We start from the raw sequence: 16390 nt of genomic DNA on the forward strand, positions 1-16390 counted from the left end.
GCACAGCGAGTGGGGCACTCTGCAGGCCGCAGCCAGATAGAGGTCAAAGGTGTACGTCTTCAGGTCAGGCGGTGGTCGTGACGTCGACAGCGGCGGCAGTCTCAGTGCGGGTGGCCGCTTTGAGCTCCATGCGGCGCTGCACCAGACTCTCGCCGCTTAGCGACTGCCAGTACGCGTGCGTGGCCACCGTCTCCGATAGGGCCAGGCATTCCTGGCGGAGCCGGTGGATGGCCGCCTTCTGCTCGTCGGTCCATCCAGGTGACGGCGGCTTGCCGCCCGTGATTTCGCCGGTACGCGGATGTTCGTTCCCGGGCCAACCGTCGTGGGGATCCACCGACCAGGGCAAGCTGCGCCCGAGAGTCACGAGCTCCGCGGTGGTCTGGTGCAGACGGATCTGTGCGGTGCGCAGATCATCGGGGAACGGCGCCTGCACCACCACAGGCTGCGGAGCAGAGGGCTGAAGCGGGCGGGTTGCTGACGCCGAAGTCACTTCTTGTCGTGGAGCCGAAGCCTGTGCTGGGATCGACAGGAGGGGCGCGGTGTGGGAGGGCATGGCGGGCGTCGCTGTGTGCGGCCGGCAGGTCGGGGCGCGGCGGCTGGCCCCGGGAGGGTTCTGGTCGTGGTCTTCGGCCTGCGCGGATGGAAGTACGGGCAGGCCGTTGTTGAGATCTGCGTACCGGTCTCGGTCCCTGTCGGTGACCCAGAACCTGTGGGTGCGTGATTCGCCTCGGAACTCGACCGGAACGATGAGCCCCGCTGCGGTCTTTCGCACCAGGTCGTCGAAGAAGACGTCTCGGGGCTTGGGGGTGGTGTGCATCTTGCCGCAGCGGCTCTGGGTGTCCGGGCACCGGTACAAGGCACGGACATCGCACTTCCAGAAGTCGAGAATACGGAAGCCGGAGACGACGCGCAGGTCGCCCGACTTCGCGATGACCTGCGCGGGAAGATGGTCGCTTCGCGTCCAGTGGACATCGTTGCGGCTGGCGTAGTCCCCGCGGTCGGTATGCCACGCTGGAGTAATCCCGTGCTTCGCAGCCCGGCTCGCTCGGGCGCGGACGCTCCGAGGCCCCTGAACCCCAGCGGTGGACAGTTGCACTTCCCACCCGATCCGGAGCCCGCCCTCCCCCTGAACGAGCGTGTCGGTCTGGATCCACGACCGTGGCCCCACGCTCGTCCTCACCTCGTTGTCAGCGTGGAAGCCGCCACTTTCCGCTGCCCGCACGATCCGTTCCTGGTACGCCTTGTGCTCGTCCGACAGAGCCGCGTGGTGGCGGTCTTCGTCCTCGGCGCGCTCGTGAACAGCTTCACGACGCCCATTGGCGCGCATTCGCAGGTACATCCAGGCAGTGACGCCCGCCTTCCGGCACACCCCACCGCACTGAAGGCCCCGCTCGGCCACGGGCACGTTCCTCGCCGCGTACAGCCGGTCTGTCTGGTAGAGGGTCTCCCACAGGTTCGGCAAGGTCTCGTGCCCGAGATCGTCACGGGTCAGATCCAGCTCGATACCCAATTTCGTGTGCCAGACAATGTTCGCCAACACGCACCGCCTTCACCTTCGGAGGGGCTTCCCTTAAAGACGGTAGAACCAGGCACTGACAATTCGTCAGACACAGGGATCAGCCGTACGAATTCGGCCAGTGAGTTCGTATCGCAAAAGCTGACCCTTCAAGAGTTCGGGCGGCGCCCCGGGTGCCGCCCTGCTGGGTACAGGGCCGGCCAGGGACACCTCCTGACAGCAGCGCCGGTGGAGGGTGCCAGTAACGCCCTCCACCGGTTTCGCTACGCCATGAGCTTGTGCACGGCAAGCACCGTCGCACCTGCGGCACCGAGAGCGGGCAGCGGGCCTGCCAGGCTCAGGACGAGGGCGCCCGCCAGGACGCCGGCGAGCAGGATGATCGCCCAGCGCTGCGGCAGGGGCTGGGAGTTGTGGGAATTTGCCACGTGCTGTCCTCCTGGAAGAGATCCTCAAGCGGGCGGCCCCGGCTGGACCCAGGGCTGTTCGCGTCTGTGCGAACGACTTGCCGCCGAGCCCGCGTTGAGCGGGCCTGAAGTCCATGGTGAGGGGCCTGGAGGAGCCTTCGTCAGGACGTGATCAACGTTTTGATCCGGGTAAAGGCTGTCAGCGACAGCCTTTACCCGGATCAAAACGTTGGGATCAAAACGCTAACCTTCCTTCGTGGCTGATGCACGGGAAACGAACGAGCGCAGACTGCGCCGACTGCAGCAGATGCGGAGGACCGGCTCGGTCATGAAAGCGTCTGATGCCCTGGACAGAATCTGGAAGGACGGGAAGAAGCCGGACTCGATCACCCTGCGCAGCGCTTTGCTGCAGGCCGACGGTGACCGGTCGAGACTCACCAAGCTGGTCCTTCCGCGGGGGATAGCGCTGCGCTTCTACCTGCTGGCGGTCTTCGAGGCACAGTGCCGGCTGGACACAGGAGACCTCTGGCAAAACGTTCGCCCGCTGACGGGGACCGACTCGTGGCCCGACCTCGTTGCCATCGACGGTGCGTACGACACCGCGACGAGTGGGTACGACGCCGCGTTGAAGAACATGCCTCCGGAGCTCTGCGGTAGTGCGCGCGCGGAGGAGCGGTGGCGCACGAGGAAACTGGAGGATCTGCGGCTTCGACAGGTCAAGGGAGCCTTGAAAACTCTGGAAGAACTCGGCCAGGGAGACGCCTTGGTCTCCATGCCCCGGGGCGCGCGCGGACAGCGGCTGTACGAGGACTTCTCGCTCATGGAGGAAGGCGGGCGGGGCGATATGCCGACCCCGGACCTCTACACCGTCCCCGTCCGTAGCTGGACAGCCGCCAAGACGATCACGCTCCCCAAGGACTTCTTCCTCAAGGGCTGGATCCAGGTGCTCAATCCTTCTGAGGTCGCCACCTGGCTCATCCTGAGAATGATGAGCCAGTGGGCGCCCAGGAAACACCGCCTGTCGGGCATCTTCCTCACCACGCGGCCCCGCATGCAGGTCTTCGGCCTGCGTGACGACGCCTGGGAGGACGGTTGTGGACGCCTTCGCGAATTCGGTCTCATCCGCCCCGCCGAACCGCCCGAGGGGCTCGAAGCTGCCGTCGACACGATCACCGATCCCCTGATAAGGGCGCTCTTCTCCCAGCCGGCTCGCGTCCGCCAGGCTTACGAGCCGCACTTTTGGCAGATGACCGACGATGGGCTCGCCGCGAACGCTATGCAGACGCTCGACCGGGAACTCACCCATCGGCGAGAGAAACTCGCCGATGCCGCCATGACACGCGTGCAGGATGATCCCGAGCGCCCTGCCGACCATGCGCCGGCGGACGCGTGAGACGCGAACCGCACGCCGCTGCCTCGGGCCCGCACCCGATGGGCCGCGAGGCTGCGACGTTGCCGACGGGGGCAGGCCCTGCCGGCACCCGAACCGCTCGGGAGAACCGTTCGGGACCTGGAGGGCTTCGCGGGTCGCCAGCCATGTGCCGACCATCCGCAATTGGTGCCGCTACCAGTTGACGGTCAGATGGCGTGGGGCTGGGCCCGAGCGGTCCTTGGCTACCAGGACGGCGACTTGGGCTGGGCCGGTTCGGTCAGCGAGCGCCAGAAGATCTGCGTGATATTCGAGCTCGGCAGCAGCACCGAGGTCGTCGAGCTCCAGTACGTGGTCTGGCCGCCGTGGCCGTTCAAGTCTGGCGATCAGCAAGACTGGGGGCGTGCCAAGGGATTCGGTCATCGCGATGTGTTTGAGCTCTTTGGACACCACTTCGATGTCGTCGGGTGAGCTCACCCGGTAGGGACCGTCGTCGTCGTGTCGGCTCATGACCTGCAGGCGGTCGATGATGACGAGGCCGGCGCGTTCGCCGCGGTCGGCCATTTTCTGCAGGGTGTTCTCGATGTACTCCGGAGTTAGAGGCCGGCTGCGGTCGATCGTCAGGCCCGGGACGGGGTTGCGCGGGCTGAGGTCGGGGGCGAACATCGCCACTTTCCTTCCCCGTGCGGCGTTGTGAACTGCGATGTCGTATCCGGCCTGGGCTTCCCTGCTGCGCGAGCGGGTGCCGAGGCAGGTGAAGTGCGCGCTGGACAGGTCGAGGGCTTCATCCATTTCGGGCCAAGGCGTCATCTCGGTGCCGTTGGGCTCGTCGGTGCCGGAAATCTTGTCTGACCAGTACTGCACGGCGTACCGGGACACGTAGGAAGTGTTCATGATCTTCGCCCAGTGAGCGAGAAGCTCCTGGGTGGCCGATGCATCTGCGTGCAGTCGTGTCGAGGTCTTCTCATACCCGTCCGTGCCAACTAGGAAGGAGAAGCGGGGGTCGGCAAGCCGGTCGCGGCAAGGCTCGTCGTGGACGGGGAATGGGCCGAAGACCCAGTTCTCTGGGCGATCTTTGGTGACACCGGAGACGGTGATTAAGCCGCCGGTGTTCGGCTTCAGCGGTTCGAGGCAGACCGGGCAGTCGTACATGGTGTTCCTCTCGTGTGCGGGCCATCACTGGCGATGGCCCGCTGATCGTCCAGGTGGGCGCCTGCGGGGCGATCTCCACCCCGAATGAGGGAGGAGCTCGGCAGGTCAAACAGGCGGGGAGAGGCGCGTCCAGGCTCACTTAAAGGCATCTCGGGTGCGCCGGGTGGATCAGGTGAGAGCCATGTCGATGAACCGGCTGTAGTGCAGTTGGTTGGCGACCGTGATGGTGGCGGTGGGCCCGTTGCGGTGCTTGCCGACGATCAGCTCGACTTCCCCGGCCTGGCCCGAGAACGGTTCGTAGGCGTCGTCACGGTAGAGCAGGACGACCATGTCCGCGTCCTGTTCCAGCGATCCGGACTCGCGCAGGTCGGAGACCGCGGGCCTCTTGTCCGTCCGCTGCTCCGGGCCGCGGTTGAGCTGAGCCAGAGCCACGATCGGCACCTGGAGTTCCTTGGCGAGGAGCTTGAGCTGGCGGCTGATGGCGGAGACCTCCCGTTCCCTGGACTCCTGGCGGCCGGCGACGTTGACGAGCTGGAGGTAGTCAATGACGACGAGGCCCAGGTCGGGCTGGCGGGTTTTCAGGCGGCGCAGCTTGGCCTGGATGACGCCGAGAGTGCTGGCGCTCTCGTTGATGTAGAGCGGGGCGTCGGTGATCCGGGGCAGGGCGCGGGCGATGCGGGTCCAGTCCTCGTCGGTGGTGCTGCCGGAGCGCAGGTGGTGGAGGGCGACTTTGGCTTCGGCGGACAGGAGCCGCATGTTCAGTTCGTCGATGCCCATCTCCAGGCTGATGAACGCCGCCGGGATGTTGTTCATGATGGTGCAGTGGCGGGCGATGTCCATGGCCCAGGTGGTCTTGCCCATGCCCGGCCTGCCGGCCACCACGATGAGCTGACCGGGGCGCAGGCCGCTGGTGAGGGAGTCGAAGTCGGTGAAGCCGGTGGGCAGGCCGATGATGGCGCCGCTGTTGTCGGTGTCGACCAGGTCCAGGGTCGTTTCCATCGTTTCGCCGGGGGTGTGGAAGTCGTCGTCCTTGCCGGTGCCTTCGACGACGGCGGCGATTTCTGCGGCCGCGGCGGCGACGAGGTCGTCGGTCTCGCCCTGCCCCGCGTAGCCGGACTGGGTGATGCGGATCCCGGCGTCGACCAAGCGACGCAGGATGGCCTGCTCCCGGACGATCCCGGCGTGGTAGGAACCGTTGGCCGCGGTGTCGACGGCCTGGACGAGGGTGTGCAGATAGGCCGCTCCGCCGACTCGCTCGAGCTGACCCTGCTTGAGGAGTTCGGCACCGAGATGGATCGGGTCGCAGGGCTCGCCCTGGGCCCGCAAATCCAGGATCGCCTGGTGAATGGCCTGGTGGGCGGGCTTGTAGTAGTCCTGCGGCTTGAGAATGTCCTGGCAGTCGATGGCGGCCTGCTGCGAGGACATCATGCTGCCCAGGACGGACTGCTCAGCTTCCAGGTTGTGCGGGGGCATCCGGCTGAACCCGCTGCTCTCCTCGCCGGCGGCGTCGTAGGTGTTCTGGTTGGGAATTACAGTCATGGGTGATCTCTCCAGAGGTCGTGCGGCGCCCGGGCCCGGCCAAGGAATCCGGGCGCCGCTCTCGTGTCAGCAGGGTCAGACGGCGGGCTGGCGCATCGCCGCGAGCAGACTCTCCAGCCGGTTCGTCTCCCCGGCCGGATCCGGCATCCGCACAGGGCCGGGGTCGCAGGCAGCCTCGGCCGGAGGGTCCTGCGGTACGGCAGGTGCGGGCCTCTTGTCGTGCTTGCACAGGGCGGCCCGGCCGTTGATCTCGTACTGCCCGTAGGCGTCGCAGACCGTGCACGCGTCGATGGCCTCCTGGCGGGCATTGCGCCCGTCGCGCTGCTGCCCCGGCGCCGTCTTGCGGCGGAAGGGGAGGCAACCGATGCGGTTGCGTTCCAACACCAGCTCGTGGTTGTTCGCACCGCCCGGGTTGGACATCAACTGGGCCAGCAGCACCTGGTCGAACTCCCACCCGCGCTCGATGACCCTGCCCGCGAGCAGCGGAGCAAGACGGGCGGCGCTCTCCGTGCCCAGCGCCCACGGCCCTGTCAGCGTCAGCAGGAACTCCCGCGCCCGCTCAACCAGCTCGGGCGTCACACCCGGTGCCGGCTCTGCAGCGCCAGGACCCGGCTGCTGAACCTCCGGCAGGCTCAGCTGCTGTTCGCCGTCCAGCCGCGCAGCCCTGGTTCGTTCCTGTTCCAGAGCCGTGCGGGCGGCACGGTAGCGGGGCAGGTCCTCGATCCGCTCCCGCAGCACCGCCTGAGCACTGCGACGCGCCTGAGACCGGCGAGTCAGCTGCTGGACCAGATCCGAGCCCAGTTCCCAGCCCTGCGCGGTCACGGACTCCGCGAGCAGCGGACCCAGCTCGGCAGCGGTCTTACGCCCACACGCCCACCGACCCGGCAGCTCCGCGAGGAACTCGACAGCAGCCGTGACCGCTGCTGCGTCTGTTGCCTGAGCGCCAGCCGCGACGAAGGTTGTGGAGGAGGACTTACGGGAGGAGGAATCCTCCTCCTCCCTACGGGGGGGAGTGGGGGGGGCGACACCGGATCCGCCGAATTCCGCCCGATCGGTCTGACCTGCGGGAACGCCCTCGGCCCGATCCGCCGAATTCCGCCGGATCGGAGCCGATCCGCCGAATACCGCCCGATCGGCCTGACCTGCGCATACGCCGGTTTCCGCCGGATCGGAAGCGACCTCTGAGCCCCGATCCGCCGGTTTCCGCCCGATCGGCCTGACCTGCGGAAACGTGTCCCCGCCGTGACGGGCGTAGGCAGCGTTGTTGGCGGGGTTGCGGAAGACGCGGAACTGCCACTCGGGGCGCTTCGTGGACGGGTTGTACTCCCGGAGGTGCTGCACGTGGCCAGCGGCCTTGAGCCGCTTCATGACCTCCCGCAGCCGCTTCTCGCCCATCTTCCAGCCCGACGCCTGGAACTCCTCAGACAGGGCCAGGACGCTGGACGGCCGTTGCGGATCCCGGAGCAGCAGTCGGAGCAGAACGCCGTAATCCTCCGGCTGGAGCCCTTCGGAATGGGCCAGAGCGAAGGGGACCACCACCTCCTCAGGTGGCTCCCAGGCCCTAACGACAGTGGTGCTGGTGAACGCGTCGCCAACAGGAAAATCACTCACGCGGCACCACCCAAGAAGGGCGGGGCACCAGCTGCGACGCCGGGCTGCGTGCGAGCGGAGCGCATGATCCGGTGAGCAGGCACCGGACGGTTGGCGGACAAACCTCGGAGTGCAGCCGGAGGCCGGCACCGAGGACGGAACTGGTACTGCATGCGGTGGATCTCCCCTTATAGGGGAGCCGTGACCAGCAGATGTGACCTGACAGGAGACCCAGATGGTGGCGATCCGGGAGGCGGAGCGCTTAACCTGGGTACAGGTGACTACGCGGACCGAGAGGTCCACGGGTATCACCCCGGCGAGGTCACCTCACCGGACACGACTCGTGAGTGTAGGAGCTCGGGCGAGTCGGTAGCTAGGAAGCGGTTCCGTTGTGGCGACGGGACCGCTTCGGCGTTTCTAGGGCGGACTTTTCACGTACTCATCCTGTCACTGAAAGTCATGAGCTCTAGAAGTGTTCGGAATCACTGGTTGCCTCTTTGCTAGCTGCACGACTGGCCTGGACCACGTACGCGTACGCCGCTCCCAGGTAGCCGTATGCCATGGCGTCGTTTGCAATGACCGCTGCGGTTGCTGACTCCGAGGCTCTGCGCAGTTGCTGCGCCGTCTCGGAGGGCATGGTCGGCGAGTCGGCGAACTCGCGCAGGCTCTGTGCGACTTCTGGGAGAGAAGCCGCGTCGGGGACGCCGGTCGGACCGTCCGGGCCCGAGAGCCTGGGGATCCATCCAGTCGTCACAGTGAGGGAATTGCGGATCTCGTCCACCAGCTCGGGGGCGCTGAGCCGCTTCTCGGTGCTCATGTGGGGGTCGGTCTCCAGGGACTCAGAGGTGCCAGCGAGGCGGGCGCCCCGGCACGGCGGCCGGGGCGCCCGGGGTGTTTCGTCAGGCGAGCGGGGCGGCGTAGCGCAGCTTCCAGCCCTTGCCCAGGACGTGCTGGGTCACCTCAACCACGCGGCCGTTAGCAGCACCGATGTGGTTGATGGTTAGCACGTCGGCTCCCTCGGGCAGACCGAGCCGAGTCGACTCCTCCGATGTAGCGGGCCGGAGTTCGACATCCTCGACAGCGTTGGGGCCCTGGTCGAACCCGGCCTCCTTCATGCGGCTGATGATGCCGCCGACGCCGGTGTCCAGCTGCTCGATCCCCGCGGCCTCTGCGACGTCCACCGGGATGTACGTCGTGGCGAGCTGAATGACGCGCTCACCGTCGAGCATCTCCCGAGCCCGCACAACGACCTCGCCGTCGACGCCCAGGAGCTGAGCGACATCCGCCGGCGCAGTGGTGCGGCTGACGGAGACCTCGGTCCGCGGAGCGCGGCCGGAGCGGCGCAGTTCAGCGTCGAACGCACCGTGCGCGCCGTTCTCCTCACGCTGGCCGGTGGTGTACCGGGTGCGTGCGTCCCGCAGGACCAGGCCGCTGTCGTCGATTCGGTTGCTAGCCATGTGCTGAATGCTCCTTGCTCGTGTGTTGATGGACGTTTGTGTTCCGTGCTTGTCAGCCGGTTCCCGGGGTATCGATGACCCACTCGTAGGCCAACCGCCACTTGGAGCGCGGCAGGACGTGCAGGCAGATCTCTACGATGCGGCCCTCGGCAGTCAGTCCCTTGTGGGTGATCTCCAGTACGGCTCGCTCAACCGGAATGCCGAGAGCATCGGCCTCTTCCGGAGTGGGCGAACGAACTTCGATCTCCTCACGCAACCGCACCTGTCTGAAGCCAGCCTCAGCCATCCGCGACTTACTGCCTCCCGTGCCCGTGTTGTTCTCTGCGAGTACAGGGCAGGCGTCGACGACGTCCGGTGGAAACCAACTCGTGGCCACCTGGACGACTTCCAGGGCATCGTCGTTGCCTGGGAGCCCCACCCGCATGATTCGTTCACGCTTGAGGGTCTTCGCACGGTGGTGCATCCCGTAGAGCTCAGCGACCTTCTTCGGCGGCACGTCCTTGGCGATCGTGACGACCGGGTCCTTGTTCTCGAAGCCCATCGAACGCATCTCTGCCTCGAAGGCTCCAACGGCTCCGCCGGCCTCTCGCAGCGTCGGTAGGTAGCGCTGGGTGCGATCCGAGATGATCTTGCCGATCACCAGGGACACATAGGTGCCCTTGCCCCGGCGAGAGAAGACCAGACCTTCATCTTCGAGCAGCCCGTAGATGTCGCGCGCGGTCTGGTAGGCGACGCCGTGTTCCTTCTGGAGCTGAGGCACGCCAGGCAGGCGCGACCCAGGTGCGAGTGCGCCTCGCTCGATCTTGTCCCGAATTTCGGACGCGATCCGTTCGACCTTCCCCGGCTCCTTCTGCTTGGTGGCCACTGCTCCCCCTCTCTGTACCCGTCGTGGCAGCCAGTGGGTCTCGCTGCCCGGTCCGCACAGCATCGCATGTCTAGTTGTTTCTTGAAAGCCGAGACACGCCATGACTTAACTGTCCTGGTGAAACCGCAGGTCAAATGCGGTGTTGGAAACTACTTGGCTAGACAGGTTGACCGGGGCCCAATAGTGAGGTTCTATCGAGATGTGTCCGCGAGCAGTGAGTAGCCGCTTGCAGGGCGTAGCCGGTGTTGTTCCTGCACATCTGGGCGCAGCGCCAGCCGCAAGACCGTAGGAGGTCGTCCCCCCTCGCAGAGAGGGGGCCGGGGTTGATGGCACCAACAAATCCCCCGGGTTCTCGACTCTCTACTGCACGTCGCAGCGCTATGCGCTGTCCGTCCGTCAGGACGCCGGGGTCACCCGCGCGGCCTGACGGGCGGAGAGAGCACCGCGACGCAGCCCTTCCCCTTCGCACATGAGGAGATCCCGCATGTCCATCATCGCCGCGGTGCCCACCGCCAAGGAACGCCCCCGCCGGACCCGCACGAAGCGGGTCAGCGGCCTCCCCGCCCTCAAGCTCTCCGAGCTCCCGCTCCATCACATCGACCTTCGCAACCCGCTCAAGGCCGTACTCGTCTGCCAGGACTGCGAGACCTGGGTGCCGATCACCGGCATGCAGAGCAAGGTCCAGAAGTTAGTCCCGCACCACACCGGCAAGGCCCACGTCGCCGCCGCAGTTCACTGCCGGAGCAGCAACCGCAGGCTCGAGTTCGACATGACGATCCCCGAGTGGCGCCAGGCCTTGACCGACGCCGTGAAGGAATCCTCCAGTCGGACGGCCACCACAGTGCTGCCTAAAGCGTTCAGCCCGCGGACCGACCGGACCCTGCGAGCTCGTGCCGAACGCACGCCGGCCGGGCGCCTGGCCGACTGGAACGCGGTGCTGTCCCGCGTGGATGTTGCCGACATGAACCGCCGGGTGGTGCCCGCCGGTGACGTCCCGACGGAAGGCCCCGAGGTCCCGCTGGACACGCTCCGCCCCCAGCGCTCCGCGCGCTGAAGCACCCCGTACGAACGACCACGGCCCTGGCCGCCCCGCAGAAGGGGGCGGCCAGGGCCGTGGCTGCTCGTACAGCAGTCACAGGGCCACCGGCCCTGAACACGACGAACCCCCGGGGGGCAACCCGGGGGCCGTCTTCGCAGCTCACCCTCTCTAGAAGGGCAAACGCGCATGCACAGGATGACATCCACACTGGCCCGGCACACACGCCGGGCCGTACTCCAGGCCGCGGTCGATGCCGGTGCCCGCTGCACCGGCATGGACCCCGACCTTTGGTTCCGCTCCGATGACGAGCCGGACACCGACTGGCACGCCCGCCGACTCGAGGCGATCCGCCTCTGCATCGGTTGCCCCGTCAGGGCCGCGTGCGAGGAGCTCGCCCTGCGCGACGGCGACGGACGGCCCGACGCGGATGAAATGGTGCGCGCCGGTCTGACCGGCCGCGAGCTCGCCGCCGTCCGCGCCGCCCACGCCGAGCGCCTGGCGGCCGCGGTCGACGCGGACCGCGACACCGAGGGCCGCCAGCTCGACACGCTGACCACCCGACTCCACACCGAGGCGGGCACGAACCCCGACTCCAACCGCAACGGCGGAGTCCGCTCGATGGCCGCGAGGACCGCCGCCCAGAACGACCGGCTCCGTACCCTCGCCGCGCAGATCCGCCAGATCCGCACCGCCCGCCGGGCACGCGCTGGCTGGGGGGTGGCGGCATGAGCGTCACCACCCTCATCCCCCAGGCCGGTTGGCTGGAGGACCAGGAGCGCGACGACAACCAGCGTGGCTTCGAGCGTGACGAGACTGACCAGTTCCACCGGCTCGTCGACCGCCTGGTCGTCGACGGCGATGCCCGCGCCCGGTCCGCCGGCCACCAGGCACGGCGCACCCTCGCCGAGATGGTGCCGGGCTACGAACGGCAGCCGGTACTCCTGCTCACCCGCCCGCTGACCTTCCGGTCGGCGAACGACGCGTGCCCGCTGTGCGGGTACTGGACGTGCCGCTGCGGCGCTGTCGCCCCGGCCCCGCAGAGCACCGGCCAGGTGCAGTGCGACACCTGCGGCACATGGTTTGGCTACGCCGGGTGGACTTGCTCCGCCTGCCAGCAGCTCAGGGCGGTGGAGCCGACACCGCACGAGCGTGACGGCCGTACCGAGCCGACGCCGGCACCGGCTCGCCCGCACTCCGCCGTACCCGAACGGCACCAGCCCTGACCCGGCACATACCGGCCGCCCGCGCCGCGCAGCACCTCGCGGCGCGGGCGGCCACCGTATGCGGCCTGGCCCACCCACTGACCCACATCCTGCTCGCGGCCGCAGCCACGGCGGCCGCCAGGGCATGGGAGGCCGGCCACCGCGTCACCGACCTCCACCCCGCACGAACTGATCGGAAACCTGCCGGTGGCTGACAGCCTCCACCCTCAACCACCTGCGCACCCGCTGACCAGGAGGACACCGTGCCCGACATCTGGAAGGGGCGGCCCCTGCCCGATCGGGGCCCCGCCTACACCGACCTGCACTACCGGCTCTACGACGAGCGGACCGGACAGGTCCTCAGCATCAACAGCACCAACAGCCTGGCCGACGTCGCGGCCGACGTGCTGCGCACCCAGCGCGAGAACCCCGGCGCCGTTGTCGTCGCCGTCGAGTACGACGGCCCCGCCTGGACCTGAGGAGTACGCAATGACGCGCACGCTCACGACCGACACCTTCCGCGACCAGCACGGCGACCCCGCCACCTGGTCCGCCGCTGACCTGGACGCCTACGTGGTGATCGGTGAGATCGCCCCGCCTCCCCCTCCGCTCTACACCCACCGTGAGATGCAGGCCGAGGCCGAGGCGTGGGAGGCGTCGGCGGCCGGCCAGCAGCGCCTGGCCGACGAGCTGGCCCGCAAGGGCCACACCATCGCCGCCGGTATCCAACGGCGCGGTGCGCAGGACGCACGGCAGCACGCGGCCGCCGCCCGGCTCGGCTGGCCGTACTACGAAGCGTTCCTCAACGGCTGGTGACAGCCGGTCTGACGGTTGCCTGATCCGCGAACCACCTCTCGCCATCCGGCGCTGGGGCGGCTCGCGGTGACGGGGAGCCGGACAGCCCGGACCCGCTAGCCCTGAGAGAGGCTCACATGCCCAAGACCACGCCCAAGACGACGACCTCCCCCGCTGCCCCGTTCACCGACGCCACGCTGCGCACGGCGCAGGAACTCGTGGTCGAGTCCTACGGGTCGGTGTGGACCGGCCCGTCCGGTGAGGAGTCCTCCGGCGAGGCCGTGGCTCGCCACCTGGAAGCCACCGTCACCTTGCTCGACAAGGACGGCTGGACCGGGGTCCACACCTACAACCGGGACCGGGACCAGTCCAGCGAAGCGAACCCCGCCGACGACGAGTCCATGACGGTCAAGCAGATGGTCCGGGCGCTGCTGCGGTTTATCCACGAGGACATCGACCTCGACCCGCGGCGCACCCTTTCCACCGCGCTGCGCCACGTCGGCGAGAAGGGCGTGGACGGCGATACCGACACCGACCGGGTGGCGGGCTACGTCCTGGACCGGCTGATCCAGGCCCACACCGGATCGCCCTCCGCCCGCGCCACGGCGTGGTCGGAGCGCCAGCACCGCACCCACGCCGACATCACCGCCCTGCTGTGCGCGGGTGCCCGGTTCGCCCGCACCTACGGCCCCGCCCTGGCCCCCTGACCCCCTGCCCCGCCGCCGTACCCGCGTCGGCCCCGCCAGACCGTGGCGGGGCCGGCGCGCGTGGCCCCCCGTATATAAGGAGAACCTCGTGGCGACCGCCGCCCGTACGAAGGCCCCGGCCCGGCGCAAGCCGGCCCGGGCCCGGAAGAACACCCCGCCCAAGCCCACCACGACGAGCACGCCGTCAGTGGAGCCCGTTGCCCCGGCCGTCGGCGCGCCGGCGGCCCGGGTCGAGGCCGATCCGGTTGTCGCGGACGCCCGCGACCGGGCCGCCGACGTCGCCGGCCTTCTCCTGGACCAGGCCCACGCCGACACCGCCCGCCTCCTGGGCGATGCCGAGGCATGTGCGGCTGCACTGACCGAGGACGCCCGCCGTGAGGCCGAGGCGCTCCGCACGCATGCGGAGGCGATGGCCCGGCAGGTGCTGGACGAGGTCGTCGAGGAGTCCGGCCGGCGTCTGGCCGAGGCGGCCGGTGATGCCGTCGCCGTGAAGGAGCAGGGGCGCACGGAGGCCGAGCAGCTGCACACCGAGGCCCGCGCGCATGTGGCCCGCCAGCGCGCCGAGGCCCGCGCGCATGCGGCCCGCCAGCGCGCCGAGGCCGCCGTCGCCGCCAACAAGATCGAGGCCCAGGCGAAGGACCAGGCCGGGCAGATCGTCGCCGCGGCGCGTGAGGAGGCCGAGGAGATCCTGACCCGGGCCCGCGCCGAGGCGGACAGCATCACCCAGGCCGCCACCGAGTCCGCAGACCAGGTGGCCCGCGAAGCGGCAGAGGCGGCCCGCGCCCGGCTGCAGAGCGCGGCGGCAGAGGCGGCCGGGCAGGTCGCAGCAGCCGAGCGGCGCTCCGGCGAGATCCTGGCCGCTGCCGAGAAGGACGCCGCCGAAGTCGAGGACCAGGCCGAGACCGAAGCGGCGCGCCTGCGCGAGCGGGCCGAGGCCGAGGCCTCCCAGCTCCGCGAGGACGCGGGGCGGGAACAGGAGGCGGCCCGGCAGTCGGCGGCGCGGGTGCGGAAGCTGGCCGAAGAGGACATCGCCCGGCTGAAGGCGACGGCGGCCGAGGACGCCGAGCGCCTCACCCGCCATGCCCGGGATGAGGCCGACCGCATCCTCGCCAAGGCGGGCACCCAGAAGGACACCGACCTGAAGGAGGCCGCCGAGGTCCTGGCCCGCGCCCGGGTGAGGGAGGCCGACGCCGAGGTCACGCTCAAAGCCGCGCACGACAAGGCGGCGGAGGCCGCGGAGCGGATGCGGCGGGCCCTGGACCGTACTGAGCGGCGTATCGAGCGCAAGCGGCTGAAGAGCGAGGCACGCGATCAGCGCCGCGAGTCCCGTGATGCCCGTACGGCAAAGGCCCGGGAGCTGCGGGCCGCCGCCCGGGCCGGGAAGCCGACCCGTGCGGAGCGGCTGAAGAAGTTCGTGCTCGTCAACGCCGAAAGGCTGCTGGTGATCCTGCCGATCACCGCGCCGATGGCGGTCGCCTGGACCGGGCAGGCCGGATTCGCCAAGGACATCCTCGGCTGGGAAGCGCCCTGGACGGTCCTGTTCGCGGCCGCGTTCGAACTGTCCACCGCCTTCGTGGGCTGGATGTACCACCAGGCCCGCAAGGACGGCGACGCCGGCACCCTGTACCGGGCAGCCACCTGGATCTTCGCCATGGGCGCCGCGCTGATGAACTTCTGGCACGCCTCCGGGGTGCCGCAGCCGGGCACCCGGGTCTGGGACGCGGCGGCCCGCCAGTTCGTCCAGGAGGTCACCTACTGGCACTTCACCCCCAAGGCCATGGCGTTCGCCACGATGTCGATCGTCGGCATGGCCCTGTGGGAGCTCTACGCAACGCTGCTGCACCGCCGCACGCTCCGCGCCGGCGGCAAGGTCGCCCAGGCCCGCCCCTCGATCGGCATGGTGCGCTGGCTGCGCTACCCGCGCCACGCGTTCACCGCGTGGTCCCTCGCGATCACCGACGCGTCCCTGACGACCCTGAACCACACCTGGTACGCCGCCGAACGCGAACTCACCCACCGGAAGAACCTGCGCTCCGCACGCCGGGGTTCGCCGCTCCCGGCGACCTACCGGGTTCTCCCGCTGAACGGTTCGCCGAACCCGGGGCAGGTTCCGAACCTCTTCGTGAACCTGGTCCGAACCGACCTGCCGAACCAGGCGAACGGTGAGCTGAACCCGAACCGCCCCGCTCTTCCCCCGCCGCCGAACCCGAACCACTCCGGCGCGAACCACCGGTTCGGCAACAACGGAACCCCCCTTCCCCCCGGCGCACCACGAACCAGCGGTGCCCCGGACAACGGGCGGGTTCCGAACCAGCAGAACGCGAACAGCGAACCGGACCGGGACGGAACCGCGAACCTCACCAAGCGTTCCCAGCGACAGGCCGAACAGGTCGAACAGGTTCTGAACCTCATCGAAGAACTCGGCTACGACAACGTCAAACTCCCGCTCGTCCAGGAGCGAACCGGCATGACCAAGACCACCGCCTACCACCGCCTCAACGACGCCCGCGACGCCTACAACCAGCGCGCAGCGGGCTGAGGCGAACCCGGGTTCGCGAACCAGAAGCGCAGGTTCGCGAACCCGCTGCCGCCCTCCGAACGTCCTGACCGCGCATGGCCGCACCCAGCTCCCCGCCCCTGCCGCCCGGCTCTTCTACCGGGCCGGCCGGGGCGGGGCTCTGGTAGCGGGCCACGGCCGTCAGGCCGGCCAGCCGCTCCCGGCCCGCTTTCTCAGGGCCCGGCCGGGAGCGGCCCT

General features: G+C 68.9%; 16 protein-coding genes. 8 read left to right on the forward strand and 8 right to left on the reverse strand.

What is annotated here, in order from left to right; all coding sequences use genetic code 11:
- Nucleotides 1–64: 64 nt before the first annotated feature.
- Together ACF1FZ_RS32245 and ACF1FZ_RS32250 are read right to left on the reverse strand one after the other, a co-directional pair.
- The gene (locus ACF1FZ_RS32245; protein ID WP_391776927.1) at nucleotides 65–1540 is read right to left on the reverse strand and encodes a hypothetical protein; all 1476 of its coding nucleotides are present in this window, start codon (nucleotides 1538–1540) and stop codon (nucleotides 65–67) included.
- A 239-nt stretch (nucleotides 1541–1779) separates the two neighbouring features.
- On the reverse strand, nucleotides 1780–1941 hold the full coding sequence (locus ACF1FZ_RS32250) for a hypothetical protein (protein ID WP_391776928.1): 162 nt from the start codon (nucleotides 1939–1941) through the stop codon (nucleotides 1780–1782).
- A gap of 235 nt (nucleotides 1942–2176) precedes the next feature.
- On the opposite strand from ACF1FZ_RS32250, the gene ACF1FZ_RS32255 reads away from it, so the two are divergent.
- The gene (locus ACF1FZ_RS32255; RefSeq protein ID WP_391776929.1) at nucleotides 2177–3313 is read left to right on the forward strand and encodes a hypothetical protein; all 1137 of its coding nucleotides are present in this window, start codon (nucleotides 2177–2179) and stop codon (nucleotides 3311–3313) included.
- Nucleotides 3314–3484: 171 nt separating this feature from the next.
- Here the strand turns inward: ACF1FZ_RS32255 and ACF1FZ_RS32260 are convergent, their stop codons facing one another.
- From ACF1FZ_RS32260 to ACF1FZ_RS32285, 6 genes are all read right to left on the reverse strand, one after another.
- On the reverse strand, nucleotides 3485–4441 hold the full coding sequence (locus ACF1FZ_RS32260; RefSeq protein WP_391776930.1) for a DnaB-like helicase C-terminal domain-containing protein: 957 nt from the start codon (nucleotides 4439–4441) through the stop codon (nucleotides 3485–3487).
- 168 nt (nucleotides 4442–4609) lie between these two features.
- On the reverse strand, nucleotides 4610–5980 hold the full coding sequence (gene dnaB / locus ACF1FZ_RS32265) for a replicative DNA helicase (RefSeq protein ID WP_391776931.1): 1371 nt from the start codon (nucleotides 5978–5980) through the stop codon (nucleotides 4610–4612).
- A gap of 75 nt (nucleotides 5981–6055) precedes the next feature.
- The gene (locus tag ACF1FZ_RS32270; protein ID WP_391776932.1) at nucleotides 6056–7516 is read right to left on the reverse strand and encodes a hypothetical protein; all 1461 of its coding nucleotides are present in this window, start codon (nucleotides 7514–7516) and stop codon (nucleotides 6056–6058) included.
- 520 nt (nucleotides 7517–8036) lie between these two features.
- The gene (locus tag ACF1FZ_RS32275; protein ID WP_391776933.1) at nucleotides 8037–8387 is read right to left on the reverse strand and encodes a hypothetical protein; all 351 of its coding nucleotides are present in this window, start codon (nucleotides 8385–8387) and stop codon (nucleotides 8037–8039) included.
- 82 nt (nucleotides 8388–8469) lie between these two features.
- Nucleotides 8470–9027 (reverse strand): UTRA domain-containing protein, encoded by a 558-nt coding sequence (locus tag ACF1FZ_RS32280; RefSeq protein WP_391776934.1) that lies wholly within the window; start codon nucleotides 9025–9027, stop codon nucleotides 8470–8472.
- A gap of 52 nt (nucleotides 9028–9079) precedes the next feature.
- Nucleotides 9080–9892, reverse strand: coding sequence for a GntR family transcriptional regulator (locus ACF1FZ_RS32285; RefSeq protein WP_391776935.1), 813 nt, complete (start codon nucleotides 9890–9892; stop codon nucleotides 9080–9082).
- Between the two features lie 484 nt (nucleotides 9893–10376).
- On the opposite strand from ACF1FZ_RS32285, the gene ACF1FZ_RS32290 reads away from it, so the two are divergent.
- The 7 genes from ACF1FZ_RS32290 to ACF1FZ_RS32320 all read left to right on the forward strand — a co-directional run bounded on the left by ACF1FZ_RS32290 (nucleotide 10377) and on the right by ACF1FZ_RS32320 (nucleotide 16174).
- Nucleotides 10377–10946 carry a hypothetical protein gene (locus ACF1FZ_RS32290; protein WP_391776936.1) on the forward strand — a complete coding sequence of 190 codons (570 nt, stop codon included), beginning with the start codon at nucleotides 10377–10379 and terminating at the stop codon, nucleotides 10944–10946.
- 180 nt (nucleotides 10947–11126) lie between these two features.
- Nucleotides 11127–11660 (forward strand): WhiB family transcriptional regulator, encoded by a 534-nt coding sequence (locus tag ACF1FZ_RS32295; protein ID WP_391776937.1) that lies wholly within the window; start codon nucleotides 11127–11129, stop codon nucleotides 11658–11660.
- Nucleotides 11657–12154 (forward strand): hypothetical protein, encoded by a 498-nt coding sequence (locus ACF1FZ_RS32300; protein ID WP_391776938.1) that lies wholly within the window; start codon nucleotides 11657–11659, stop codon nucleotides 12152–12154. The genes ACF1FZ_RS32295 and ACF1FZ_RS32300 overlap by 4 nt, the downstream gene beginning before the upstream one ends.
- Nucleotides 12155–12396: 242 nt before the next feature.
- Nucleotides 12397–12612, forward strand: a complete 216-nt coding sequence (locus ACF1FZ_RS32305) for a hypothetical protein (RefSeq protein ID WP_391776939.1) — start codon at nucleotides 12397–12399, stop codon at nucleotides 12610–12612.
- Nucleotides 12613–12622: 10 nt separating this feature from the next.
- Complete coding sequence (locus ACF1FZ_RS32310) at nucleotides 12623–12949, forward strand: hypothetical protein (protein WP_391776940.1); 327 nt, start codon at nucleotides 12623–12625, stop codon at nucleotides 12947–12949.
- A gap of 116 nt (nucleotides 12950–13065) precedes the next feature.
- Nucleotides 13066–13635: a hypothetical protein gene (locus tag ACF1FZ_RS32315; protein WP_391776941.1), complete on the forward strand. Its 570-nt coding sequence runs from the start codon at nucleotides 13066–13068 to the stop codon at nucleotides 13633–13635.
- 88 nt (nucleotides 13636–13723) lie between these two features.
- Nucleotides 13724–16174 (forward strand): hypothetical protein, encoded by a 2451-nt coding sequence (locus tag ACF1FZ_RS32320; protein WP_391776942.1) that lies wholly within the window; start codon nucleotides 13724–13726, stop codon nucleotides 16172–16174.
- The last annotated feature ends 216 nt before the right edge of the window (nucleotides 16175–16390 follow it).

This window comes from Streptomyces sp. NPDC014623, from assembly GCF_043088245.1.
In the GTDB taxonomy this organism is placed as follows: domain Bacteria; phylum Actinomycetota; class Actinomycetes; order Streptomycetales; family Streptomycetaceae; genus Streptomyces.